Source organism: Acinetobacter sp. WC-743 (assembly GCF_000335555.1).
GTDB lineage: Bacteria > Pseudomonadota > Gammaproteobacteria > Pseudomonadales > Moraxellaceae > Acinetobacter > Acinetobacter bereziniae.
Genome location: NZ_AMFQ01000125.1, coordinates 45,680 through 59,269 on the forward strand (window position 1 = coordinate 45,680; position 13,590 = coordinate 59,269).

General features: G+C 39.7%; 8 protein-coding genes. 2 read left to right on the forward strand and 6 right to left on the reverse strand.

Translation table 11 applies throughout. The annotated features are described in order from the left end of the window. Positions 1-3 precede the first annotated feature (3 nt). Positions 4-624 (forward strand): LysE family translocator, encoded by a 621-nt coding sequence (locus tag ACINWC743_RS18790; RefSeq protein WP_009586585.1) that lies wholly within the window; start codon positions 4-6, stop codon positions 622-624. A gap of 75 nt (positions 625-699) precedes the next feature. On the opposite strand, the gene ACINWC743_RS18795 is transcribed toward ACINWC743_RS18790, so the two are convergent. Both ACINWC743_RS18795 and ACINWC743_RS18800 read right to left on the reverse strand, forming a co-directional pair. Then, positions 700-3,858 carry an efflux RND transporter permease subunit gene (locus ACINWC743_RS18795; RefSeq protein ID WP_005029386.1) on the reverse strand — a complete coding sequence of 1,053 codons (3,159 nt, stop codon included), beginning with the start codon at positions 3,856-3,858 and terminating at the stop codon, positions 700-702. A 1-nt stretch (position 3,859) separates the two neighbouring features. Continuing rightward, positions 3,860-5,035, reverse strand: coding sequence for an efflux RND transporter periplasmic adaptor subunit (locus ACINWC743_RS18800; RefSeq protein ID WP_009586565.1), 1,176 nt, complete (start codon positions 5,033-5,035; stop codon positions 3,860-3,862). A 430-nt stretch (positions 5,036-5,465) separates the two neighbouring features. Here ACINWC743_RS18800 and ACINWC743_RS18805 point away from each other — a divergent pair, with 430 nt between their 5' ends. Continuing rightward, positions 5,466-7,685 carry a TonB-dependent receptor gene (locus ACINWC743_RS18805; protein WP_009586562.1) on the forward strand — a complete coding sequence of 740 codons (2,220 nt, stop codon included), beginning with the start codon at positions 5,466-5,468 and terminating at the stop codon, positions 7,683-7,685. 46 nt (positions 7,686-7,731) lie between these two features. On the opposite strand, the gene dapC is transcribed toward ACINWC743_RS18805, so the two are convergent. The 4 genes from dapC to ACINWC743_RS18825 form a co-directional block, all read right to left on the reverse strand. Further along, the gene (dapC, locus tag ACINWC743_RS18810) at positions 7,732-8,901 is read right to left on the reverse strand and encodes a succinyldiaminopimelate transaminase (protein ID WP_009586548.1); all 1,170 of its coding nucleotides are present in this window, start codon (positions 8,899-8,901) and stop codon (positions 7,732-7,734) included. A 28-nt stretch (positions 8,902-8,929) separates the two neighbouring features. Beyond that, on the reverse strand, positions 8,930-11,596 hold the full coding sequence (gene glnD / locus ACINWC743_RS18815) for a [protein-PII] uridylyltransferase (protein WP_004831069.1): 2,667 nt from the start codon (positions 11,594-11,596) through the stop codon (positions 8,930-8,932). 26 nt (positions 11,597-11,622) lie between these two features. Beyond that, complete coding sequence (gene purT, locus ACINWC743_RS18820; RefSeq protein ID WP_004831068.1) at positions 11,623-12,831, reverse strand: formate-dependent phosphoribosylglycinamide formyltransferase; 1,209 nt, start codon at positions 12,829-12,831, stop codon at positions 11,623-11,625. A 162-nt stretch (positions 12,832-12,993) separates the two neighbouring features. Continuing rightward, a complete protein-coding gene (locus ACINWC743_RS18825) occupies positions 12,994-13,509 on the reverse strand; it encodes a metal-dependent hydrolase (protein WP_009586611.1) in 516 nt (171 codons plus the stop codon). Positions 13,510-13,590 lie beyond the last annotated feature (81 nt).

Here is a 13,590-nt window from a genome sequence, read left to right on the forward strand (position 1 = left end):
CTAATGGACCTGTTTTTAATTGTTGCAGTCACACATTTTATTGCTTTACTTTCTCCCGGACCTGATTTTTTTCTGATTTTAACCACTTTATTTAGAGAAGGGCGACACGCGGCAAAATGTGTATGTCTTGGTATTGTCGTTGGTAATATCATGGTGATCGGCTTTGTGTTTATTTCACTGTTTATACTGGGACAACTTCATCATGCTATTTTAGATGTGGTGAAATGGGGTGGGATAATTTATTTAAGCTATTTATCCTATCGCTGCTTTACATATGCATGGCATGCTGATTTTACTCATGATACTCAAGTAAGTAGTAGTGTGCAGAAAGTCCCTAAAAAACTAAAATCTTTGTTTTATGGCATTCACTCCAGTGTTTTAAATCCTAAAAATATTCTATTTTACGGCACAATCATTTTAGTGATCTATCGACCCTATACAACATGGCAATTATGCTTGGTGAGTTTATGGATGGTCTGTGTCGTATTATTTTGGAATTTATGGTTGATTCATCTGATGAGCCAAAAAAAGGCGTTGCATTGGTTTCAATCGAAAATAAAAGCGATATATTATTTGTCGGGGTTAAGTTTTGCCGTATTTGCTGGGATGTTGTTGTTTAGCTGATTGAAATGCCGATCTAAATTTTGCTTTAGATCGGCATTATTTTTTGATTTACCCGTTTTTCCTAATATTTAGCCTTCACTGTGAAAGTGGAGCTTCTGATGGTTTAGTGGTTTTATTGCGTCTAAACAATATATTGTGAATGTCATCAATAAAGGTATATACCACAGGAATAACCAGTAAGGAGAGGAAAGTACTGGTGATCAGCCCTCCAATCACAGAAATTGCCATTGGCGCTCTAAAGCTTGGATCAGTACCAATACCCAATGCAATTGGCAACATTCCTGCACCCATGGCTAAAGTCGTCATAATAATAGGTCGCGCACGTTTATGACAGGCATCGAGCAGTGCATTGATACGGGAATATTGTCGTTCACTCCGTGCGATAATGGCATAATCCACCAACAAGATTGAGTTCTTACTGGCAATACCCATCAACATAATCAAGCCGATCAGACTTGGCATGGAAAAACTGCTCTTTGCCAAAAGCAGCAATACAAATGCACCCCCCAGAGATAAAGGTAAAGCAACCAAAATGGTGATGGGTTGTAAGAAGTCTTTAAACAATAATACCAACACCACGTAGATACAGAGTACACCCGTCAACATGGCGAGACCAAAGCTCTCAAATAGCTGTTGCATCACATCCGCATCACCAAGGTTGGTACGCTTTACTGAAGGTGGCAAGTTTTTAATGGTTGGAAGTTGATCTACTGCATTGGCAACATCACCTAAAGGTTGATCATTGAGTTCGATATTAAAATTGATATTGCGCAATCGATTAAAGCGGTCGATTTGTGAAGGTCCACTTTCAATATTAACCTGAGCAATCGTCCCTAACATCACAGGACCTTTACTGCCTGTAATCATCAAGCGCTTAATCAAGTCTTGATCTTGGCGTGCAGATAAAGGCAGTTTGATCACAATGGGAATTTGCCGTTGTGACAGATTTAATTTTGCCAAGTTCTGATCAAAATCACCCGCAGTGGCAATACGAACAGTTTCAGCAATATTTTGAGTGGTGACGCCTAAATCCGCTGCTTTTGCAAAATCAGGACGAATCACTAATTCTGGACGAATTAGTGCAGCACTTGATGTAATACTGCCAATATTAGGTATGGTGCGAATCTCACGTTCGACTTGACGTGCTGTGCTGATGAGAACATCAGGATCATCCCCTGAAAGTGCAATTTGATATTGACTGTTATTACCTGCAATACCGACTTGAATACGTGCGCCTGGAAGTGGTGCCAAGCGTTGGCGTATATCATTTTCAATTTTTTGTAAGCTGACAGAGCGGTCTGAGCGGTCGGTGACTTGAATGGTTAAGGTGGCTTTTCTCGGTTCACTGGAAGCGCCACCAGCAAATGGATCGGTTCCTGAAGATCCACCACCAATTGTGGTGTATACACTTTTAATTTCAGGATGATCTTTGATTAAATTGCGTGCATATTCAGCTGCTTTCAAACTATCAGGAAACTGAGAGCCAGGTGGTAACTCTACTCGTACTTGGGTTTGTCCAGTATCTGGCGGTGGCACAAAACCCGTTGGTAAGAGTGGAATCAGCATTATTGAGCCGACAAAAAATAAAATAGCGCTGCCCAATGTGATCCAACGGTGGTTTAAACACCATGTGACCATTCGCATATACGCTCGCATGACACGACCATCTTTTGCACGATCATGTGCTAACTCAAGATCCCCATGATCATTGGGATGTTGTATTTGATTTTCTTGTACCTGTGGCGTTTCTATTTTACCGATCCACGGTTTGAGAATATACGCTGACATCATCGGCGTGAGCAAACGCGCCACTAAAAGTGAGGCAAAAATTGCCAATGAAGCAGTCCAACCAAATTGAACAAAGAATTTACCTGCAATACCACTCATAAATGCTGTCGGTAAAAATACTGCAATCAGAGTAAATGTTGTGGCAATGACGGCTAAACCAATTTCATCTGCGGCTTCCATTGCGGCTTCATAGGGTGTTTTACCCATCCTGAGATGCCGGATGATATTTTCAATTTCAACAATAGCATCATCGACTAAAATACCGACGACCAATGACATTGCTAAAAGCGTGACAGTATTTAAGGTGAAACCGAGATAGTACATCCCGATCAAAGCAGGTAAGATCGACAAGGGCAGTGCTGTTGCGGCAATGATGGTTGCTCGCCAATCCCGTAAAAACAGCCAGACCACTAAAATGGCGAGAATTGCACCCTCATACAAGAGCGACATCGAGCCTTTATAGTTATCGACCACAGGATTTACAAAGTTAAATGCTTCGGTGATTTTGATATCTGGATGAGCTTTTTTTAATTGATCCAACGCTACTTTGACGCCTGTTTCAACCTCAACCTCACTTGCACCTTTACTCCGTGTAATTTCGAATCCAATAACAGGATGACCATTTAATAAAGCTGCAGAACGTCGTTCAGCAATGCCATCACGTACAGTAGCAACCTGATCAAGACGGATATGTCTGCCATCGCTCAGTGCGATATCCATAGTACCAATTTCAGCAGCTGTTTTAACGGTTGCAATGGTACGAATGGACTGTTCACTGCCTCCGATTTTGGTTTGACCACCTGAAGCTTCTTGCTGAATCAGTCTTAATTGACGGGTAATGTCTGTTGCTGTCGCGTTAAGTGCTAAAAGTTTTTCAGGGTCGAGTTCAACTTCAACTTGACGGGTAACACCTCCAACCCGAGAAACAGCGCCAACCCCTTTGACTTTTAACATGGCACGGGCAATGTCGTAATCGACAAACCAAGACAGTGTTTCTTCATCCATTCGAGGAGATTGAATGGTATAGGTCAGGATCGGTGAGCCAGATAAATTGATTTTACTGACAATGGGGTCACGTAAATCCGCTGGTAAATCTGAACGTACTTGTGACACTGCATTACGGACATCATCGACAGCTTCTTGCAACGGTTTTTCTAGTTGAAACTCGGCTGTAATGACCACCACACCATCTTGAATATTGGTATATTGATTTTTAAGCCCTTGTAGAGTAGCAATTGAATTTTCAATTTTACGTGCCACTTCTGTTTCAAGTTGAGGTGGAGCAGCACCAGGTAAAGCCGCCGTAACAGTGACCATCGGCAACTCAATATCAGGGAATTGTTGTATTTTCATCCAATGAAAACACATTAAACCCGCTAGTCCGAGCATAATGAAAAGTAAAATGCCAGGAATTGGATTTTTAATTGACCAAGCGGAGAAATTCATATTATTTCTCCTGTGGAGCCACAAGTTGTTTTGTTAACGGGGTATCTGGAATGGTTTGACCCAGTTTGACCAAATCCCCATCTGCCAAGAAACCTGTTCCTGAGGCTACAATTCGAGTATTGGCAGGTAAATCAAGAATTTCTACTCGATCATTCAAACGTCTACCAATGCTGACTTTTTGTTGAGAGACACGATTATCTTTATTCACTATGAATACATAAGAGAAACCATCACGTAACAAAACAGCGGTTTGCGGTACAGTTAAAGCGGGTTTTTGACCTAAATCAAATTCGCCCTTTACAAACATGCCCATACGAACTGCGTCAGTGGTTGGAATATCGACATAGACCAAACCATAGCGTGTTTGTGGGTCGATCACAGGTGCAATCATTCTTACTGTCCCTTGAACAGCAGATCGAGAAGGATCAGGCGAGGTAATTTGGGCTGTCATACCTTTCGCTAGTTTATATAAATCAGTGGAGGTAACTTCAGCGCGCCATTCCAAACGATTATCACGAATTAAGCGAAACAACTCTTGACCAGTTTGTGCTAAAGAACCCACAGTCGCAGTACGTGCAGAGATTACGCCGTGATCAGGAGCAATGACTTGGGTTTGTGTTAAGCGGAGTTGATTGCTATCAATTTGTGCCTTCGCAGCATCTAGACGAGCTTGAGCTGTATTCCGTGAAGTCAGATATTGAGTAGCTTCCTGTTGAGAAATTGCGCCAGTATTTTTAAGTTGTTGGATACGTTGATTATTGAGAATTGCATCTGCAAGTACGGCTTTTGCTTCAGCATAATTGGCTTTTGCTGTAGCTAGTTCAGCACGAATACTTTCGCTATTGATTTCAGCAAGTACTTGCCCACGTTGAACTGAATCACCAACATTGACATTGACTTTGGTTATGCGCTGTCCAGACAGTTCACTACCGATGACGACTTCTTGCCAAGCAGCAATATTTCCATTGGCGGTAAAGTTTTGTTTCCAATTTTGAAGCTCAGGCTGTACCACTGTAACGGTGAGAGAGGGTTTGGTATTCGACGAGGGTGTATCAATATTTTGTGAAGAAACTTGTTTTTTACTTGAAGATTTCCATGCAAAGAAAATCACCACTAAAACAATAACACTCACTGCAACAACGATCCAGATTTTTGAATTTATGCGTTTTATTTGCATTGGGTCATGCGATTTCATTTTAGTTTTTTAAATAGGTAAAGATAGTGCAGTATCTCTAAACGATCTAGGTTTGGTCAAGCTTTGAGTGGGTTGTATCTGTGATATTTTTCAAATTTAAATGTGTATTTTTTTATCTTGAACATACTCGGGATTAGGATATTTAAAGTTTGATAAAAGAACGTGAAGCTGCATTTTACTATGTTGAAATTATTTCTATGTTTTTAATATGAAAATAATCAAATATTGCATAATTTTTTACAAATACTACATGAAGGTGTTTGATTTATCATTTTTTTTAATAAATAAATACCATGATAAATAGAGTTTTAATTAAAAAAACTAGCGAATGAAATGAGAAAGTGAGTTTAAGTAATAGTCATTATCATTTAATATTGCGGCATTATTTAGACTGATCATTCTTGAGTATCTTATGCAAAAAGTTAAACCCTTAATCGTGATGATGGCTATCGTCACAAGTACTGCCATGGCTCATGCTGAACAACAAGAAGCAGCCGCTCAACAAACTGGGCAGAATGCTCGTCAGTTGAGTACGATTACTGTGGTGGCGAGTGCAGATGCATCGGCAGAGGGTTTAATGCCTGAGTTTGCAGGTGGACAGGTTGCATCTGGTGGTAAACTGGGAATTTTTGGTAATCAAAAGAATATAGATACTCCTTTTAATCTCACTAGTTATACCAACCAATATATCCAAGAACGTCAAGCTAAAAGTGTTGGAGACGTTTTAAAAGCAGATCCGAGCGTGCGTGTTGGTCGAGGTTTTGGTAATTTTCAAGAGAATTATTACATTCGTGGCTTTAATCTAGGTTCTGATGATACTGCGTATAATGGTTTGTATTCGATTTTACCACGACAATACATTCCTTCTGAACTTTTTGAACGTGTTGAAGTGTTAAAAGGCGCTTCATCATTTTTAAATGGTGCGATGCCAAGTAATGGCGGAATTGGTGGTGCAATCAATTTACTACCAAAACGTGCAAGTAATGAGCCACTTAATCGTGTCACTGTGGGTACAGACTTTAATGGTGGTTATATTGCGAACGATATTTCACGTCGTTTTGGTGAAGATCAACAGTTCGGTGTACGTTTAAATACAGCATATCATGGCGGTGATACAGCTGTAGATAATGAAGAAGCATCTTTAGGTTTAGCCTCAATTGGTCTGGATTATCGCGGTGATCGTTTACGTCTTTCTGGTGATATGGGCTATGTGAATAACCGTTTAAAAGCTACTCGTCCAAACCTTACTTTAGGAAGTGCGATTACAGAAATACCAAAAGCTATAGATGGTACAGATAATTTTGCACAAAAATGGACTTATTCGAATGAAGAAGATGTGTTTGGAAGTTATCGTGCTGAATATGATTTGGCTGATCATTTGACAGCATATGCTGCATATGGTTTTCGCCATGGAGAAGAGCAAAACAGTCTGGCAAATATGACCTTAACCAATCAATCTACTGGACAAGGTACTATTTATCGATTTGACAATGCACGAGTTGATATGGTGAACACGGGTGAAGTCGGTCTTCGTAGCCAAGTAAACACAGATGCAATTGAACATAATTTAGTGCTGTCAGCTTCTGCATTTCAACAAAATACACGAAATGCATATGTAATGGACTATTTGAACACGCTTGCGAATAATATTTATCAACCTATTCAATATGATCAACCTAATTACTCATCTGGCGCATTGGTTGGAAATAACTTAGATCGTCCTAATCTTACGACACGTACTCGCCTAAGAAGTATTGCAGTGGGTGATAATTTAAAAGCATTGGATGATAAATTAACCGTAATGCTTGGCGGGCGTTATCAAACCATTATGCAAGAGAATTATAACTATGGCACTTCAACTAAGTCGGGTGAGTATGATGAAAGCAAATTTACCCCTGCTTTAGGCTTGAGTTATAAAATTCTTCCTGAAGTGTCTATATATGGGAACTATATTGAATCACTATCCAAAGGTTTAAGTAATACCAATACCACAACTCAAGAAACGACAACACTTAAACCATTTGTTGCTAAACAAAAAGAGATTGGTGCAAAATACGAAAATGATCAGTTTGGAGCTAGCTTAAGTTTATTTGATATTGATAAACAACGTGCTGTAATTGAAAATGGTGTTTTCAGTGATTCGGGTAAATATGTACACCGTGGTGTAGAGCTTAATACATATGGTCAATTAACTGAGGCTTTAAAAGTATTGGGTGGTGCAACGTGGATTGATGCAAAACAAAAGAATACAGGCAACGCAAACTATGACAATAAAAAAGAGGTAGGTGTTGCTGAATTTCAGGCAAATGTTGGTGCTGATTGGAAGTTGCCAACAGTCCAAGATGTGTCTTTGAATGCTCAAGTAACTTATACAGGGTCTACTTATGCGAGTCTAGACAATAAATTGAAAGTAGGTGATTGGACAACGCTTGATCTTGGTGCAACATATAAAACTAAACTGGGTCAAACTCCGACTACGTTTAACTTCCGTGTGAATAATGTGTTTGATAAAAATTATTGGTCATCTGTTGGCTTATATGACAACATCAACAGTACGTCAAATACCAACAATGGGTATTTGGTTGCCGGGCAACCTCGAACATTCATGCTAAGTGCTGCTTTTGATTTTTAATAACAATCATAAAAATGCCCCATGATTGGGGCATTTTTATTGTGCTCTACAAAATTGCTTTTAAACGTTGTATTACTTGTTCGCATTGTGCGATATCTGCAACCAGCGCCATACGGACATGACCTTCACCCGGATTACCTTGTGCAGTATCACGTGATAGATAACGACCAGGTAAAACTTTAATATTGGCTTTTTCCATGAGCATCTTGGCAAAGTTTTCATCATGATCGACCTTTAACCAGTAATAAAAACCAGCGTCTGGTTTTTGTAAAGGTAAAAGATGACCTAATTCATTTTGGAACAACTCAAATTTTGCCCGATATAACTGACGGTTTTCTTCAACATGTGACTCATCGTTCCAAGCAACAATCGAAGCCAATTGATGTTGAACAGGCATTGCAGCGCCGTGATAAGTACGGAATTTTAAATAAGGTTTGAGTAATGCCGCATCGCCAGCCACAAAGCCTGAACGCATACCCGGTAAATTAGAACGCTTAGATAGCGAATGGAATACAATGCAGTTTTTATAATCATCGCGTCCTAACTCAGCACAAACTTCCAGTAAGCCAGTAGGTGCTTCATCAAACCACAACTCTGAATAACATTCATCAGAGGCAATCACAAAACCATATTGATCAGAAAGCGCAATCAGCTTTTTAAATTGCTCTTTTGAAAGGACTGCACCAGTAGGATTGCCAGGTGTGCAAACAAACAAGAGTGCGGTTTTTTCCCAAACTTCAGCAGGGACAGCATCGAAATCACCGAGATAACCATTTTCTTCGGTACAGTTGATAAAGTAGGGCTGAGCACCTGCTAAAAGTGTTGCACCTTCATAAATTTGATAAAACGGATTCGGCATCACCACATAAGGTGCATCATCACGATTAATCAACGCTTGGACAAAGGAAAAAATCCCTTCACGGGTGCCTGTTACAGGAATTACATGATCTTCAGCACTGATACTGTTGAGATGAAAGCGACGACTCAACCATTGTGCAATACTTTCACGTAGTTCAACTAAACCTTTACTATTGGGATAAGTTGAAAGATGCTGAAAATTATCAATGATTGCTTGCTTCACAAACTCAGGTGCAGGATGCTTCGGCTCACCAATAGAAAGTGGAATCAAAGGTAAATCTGCGGGTTTTACATCCTGAAAAAGTTGCGCTAACTTTTCAAATGGATAGGGATGTAATAAAGACAAACTAGCGTTCATGAAACAATTACCACAATAGAATTAAAGATTAATGTTGCCCACAGATTTGATTTGATGCTTCATCCAGTGCCGCTTTTAATTTTGCGGTAAAGACTTCTGCTTCTGTTTCTGTAAGAGGAGTGCCATCTTTTTTAGTGACGAAGAAAATATCTTCTGCTTTTTCGCCAAGTGTAGCAATTCGAGCTGAATGGATATCTAAACCTTGCATCATAAATAAACCACCAACACGTGCAAGTAAACCGGGTTGGTCGAGAGTTGAAATTTCAACCATGTTTTGCTGTAACGCTTCATTGAGTGTTACATCAACCGTATTTTCAATATCAAAATGACGAAGTTGGCGTGGAATGCGACGCTGCATTAGACCGGGGTATTTATCTGATTCAGATAAGGCTTTAATTAAAGCCTGTTTGACCGTGTTTTCACGTTCTGGATCAGTTAATAAAGTACCAAAACGATCTAGAACCACATATGTATCTAAACTAAACGCTTTGGTTGCAGTGATAATACGCGCATCTTGAACATCAAGATTCATACGATCTAAAATAGCAACAGTGGTTGCAAACAAGTTAGGTTGATCTTGAGTATAAATAAAGATTTGAACAGCATCTTGTGCTGCTTTTCGATGCGCACGCATGAGCACTAATGGTGCAGGGTTGTCGCCGTGCTGCAAAATGGCGCGGGTATGCCATGCAATTTCATCTGCTGATTCTTTGAGAAAGTACTCGTCTCCCAACTCTTGCCAAACTTTTTCCACTTGATCGAGTGGGAATTCATCCACCAATACTTCACTTGCTGAAAATTTAGTATCCTCAATCAGCATTTGGTAGTCCACTGGACGACCTAAGCCTGAACGAATCACATCACGCGCATGTGTATACAGTTGACGCATTAAAGAAGAGCGCCAAGTGTTCCAAAGTTTTGGATTGGTTGCATTGATATCGGCAACAGTCAGTGTGTATAGATAATCTAAATGCTCCATATCCCCGAGTTTCTCGGCAAACTCTTTAACTACATCGGGGTCAGAAATATCTTTTTTCTGTGCAGTCATCGACATCAATAAATGATTTTGGATCAGCCAAGCCACCAAATTACATTCACGCTCGGTAAATCCATGTGCCAAACAGAATTCAATCGCATCTTCAGCACCCAGTTCACTGTGGTCACCGCCACGTCCTTTGGCAATATCATGGAATATTGCAGCAAGGAAAACGATATCACGGCGGACTAAACGCTGAAAAACTGAACTTACAACAGGGTAATCTTTGGCAAACTCTGGCTCTTTAAAGCGATTTAAATTACGGATTAACAGTAACGTATGTGCATCGACGGTATAAATATGGAATAAATCATATTGCATTAGCCCCATAATTTGCCCAAATGCAGGAATATAATTGCCCAATACACCATAACGTTTCATCGCCACCATCGTTTCATATAAGCGATAGGGTGAGCGAATAATTGCCATAAACAAAGCTTGATGATTTGGATTATCTCGGAAAGCCTGATCAATTCGTTTTGCGGCTAAAGTCAACAGACGTAAAGTACGTGCACGAATGCCTTCAATTTCAGGACGATTTGCCAAGATATAGAAAATTTCTAAAATAGCACTTGGATTTTCTGAGAATGTTTTATGTTGTTGGACCGCAAGTTTGCCATCCACCAGCTTGAAGTGTTCGTTAATATTTTCAATTTTACGCTCATAGTCTGGTAAGCGTGGTGTAATTACTGACTCATTGAAATAGGCCAATAACATTTCATTTAAAGTGGAAACCTGTTGAGCTGTCCGATAGTAACGTTTCATGAACTGTTCAATCGGATAGTTTGGGTGATGGGCATCCTCTCGTGTATAGCCAAATTTAGCCGCAATATCACGCTGATAATCAAATAATAAACGGTTTTCATCACGCTTGGTTAAACGGTGCAAGTGGTGGCGAATTTCCCATAGAAAATTTTCAGCCTCTTCAAGTACGCCTAACTCAAATTCAGAAATAAAACCTAAATGAACCAAATCGTAAATACGATTTACGCGAAAATGGCGTTTTGCAATCCACCCAATTTGATTGATGTCTCGAATACCACCCGGCGCATTTTTGATATCGGGTTCTAAGTTACTTTCTGTGTTGTTGTGCTGTGCATAGCGGTGCGCTTGTTCAGCCATTTTTGCATCAAAGAACGTTTTGTCAGTCCAAGTCTGAGAAACAACTCGACGTGGCCATCTTGCTAAATGCTGATTACCAATAATTAAGCGCGCTTCAATAAGAGAAGTGGCTACAGTCAGATCAGTCGTGGCTTGTTCAAAGCAACTGCGTATGGTACGTACACTGATACCTGGTTTGAAATTGCCCACATCCCATAATGTTGAAATAAACTGTGTGACGATCTGCTCTTGTTCAGGGGAAAGGTCTTCCTCCGACAAAATCATGATGTCTACATCAGAGTAGGGCAACATCTCACGTCGACCATACCCACCTACAGCAAACAAACCTAAATCTGTTTGATCTAAACCCGAATGTTTCCATAAAAACATCAGGGCTTCATCTACGACATTTGAACGAGCACGAACGATTTCACGTATGGTTGTTCCATGATCATAAGCCTCATTTAACTGTTGTTCGACATCACTACGCCATTGATTGATTGCTTTAATGTCGTTGTTGTCGCTTACATATTCCAACAGAGGAGAGGTGTTGATCATGGATATTTTGTCCGCAAATTTATAGGCTATTTGTTTAAATGAACAGTCACTTTTGATGCTGCTTCTTGTGCAAGTTCACGTGCTTGGTCTGTCGTTTCGGCACGGGCAGTTGCAACGCCCATACGACGACGTTTAAATCCTTCAGGTTTACCAAAAAGACGTAGATCTGTAGCAGGGTTTTGCAAAGCAAGATTTAAGCCAGAGAATGAAAGATTATTCGCATCGGTACCTGCATAGATGACAGCACTTGCGGCAACACTATGGCGTTCGGTATTGACAGGCAAACCTAAAATAGCACGAGCATGCAATTCAAATTCACTTTGGAATTGAGATGCAAGTGTAACTAAACCAGTATCGTGTGGGCGAGGTGACACCTCACTAAACCATACTTTATCGCCTTTTACAAACAGTTCTACCCCAAAAATACCACAACCGCCTAAGGCTACAGTGACTTTATTGGCAATACGTTTTGCTTCATTTAAAGCGGCTTCAGTCATGATTTGAGGTTGCCAGCTTTCTACATAGTCTCCTGCATCTTGACGATGCCCAATCGGGTCGCAAAAGGAGGTCTCAATTTCGCCCGTTTCAGGGTTTTTCGCACGTACAGTAAGTAAAGTAATTTCAAAATCAAAGTCAATTTGAGATTCGACAATCACTGTGCCCTGGTTTACACGACCACCTGTTTGTGCATATTCCCAAGCAGCATCGACTTCAGCATATTCTTTTACTCGAGATTGTCCTTTACCAGAAGAAGACATCACTGGTTTTACAAAGTTTGGATAACCAATATCATCACAAGCAGAACGGAAACTTTCTAAAGTATTTGCAAAACGATAAGCAGAAGTAGGTAAGCCTAATTCTTCCGCTGCCAAACGTCGAATTCCTTCACGATTCATGGTCAGATTTACTGCTTGAGCAGAAGGAATGACAGTGGCAATATTTTGTTGTTCAATTTCCACCAAGACTTGTGTGGCAATCGCTTCAATTTCTGGAACAATCAGATGAGGCTTAACTCTTTCGATTAAAGCTTTAAGTTCATTTGCATCTGCCATATTTAAGGCATAAGAAAAATGAGCAACTTGCATGGCAGGTGCATTTTCGTAGCGGTCTGCCGCATGGACTTCTACACCAAGTCGTTGTAATGAAATCACCACTTCTTTACCCAGTTCACCTGAACCCAACAATAAAACTTTATACGCAGATGATTGAAGTGGGGTACCAATAGTCACGCTCATGCGATTCTTCCATGCTTGTCTTATGGATTGTTAGCATAGCAGAAGTCAGGCATCTGTTCAGGGTTGATTCACATAAAATAATGATATTGTCTAACAGATTTTTTTATATAAGTTAAGCCGCTACTTTTTTAAGTGTTCCAAGGCTTCGCATAAAAAAAATGGCTAAATTGATTTTTTTAATTTTTTCCTTTTTTGAATAAAAAGTATCAATGCAATGATACAAATGAGAATTTCAACAAAAAAAGACCAATGAAAAATAAAGTTGAGCCACCACGGTTGATAACGTGCGCTAACTTCAAAGAAGACGTAGGGCTGGTCAATAAAAGGGGCAAATAGCCAAACATCACCGACAAAAGTATCTAAGAAAATATGTAATAGTGCGGCAGATGCAAAAAGGCTGAACATCCATGCGATTTTAGAGTTGTATTTTGTTTTCACTAAATAAATTAAAGCAATAACAAAAATTGGAATCCAAAAAGAAAACCAATGTAAAAAATATTTGTGGTGATGCACAGAACGGTGGTCAAACAAATAAAAATAAAATAGATCTATATCTGGGAAGATAGCGCCAAGCATAATGATGCTAAAGAATGCTTTGTGGCTGATTTTAGTTTGTTTGAATTTTTGATGAAGAAGTCGGGCAAGAATATAACCCGAAGGTAAGTGTGCAATGAACATAATAAAAATCTTGCGAAATAAGCTTTAGGATGATTTTTTAAATGTGGTTAAGTTTTATCAATCATGAAACATTTACCATAA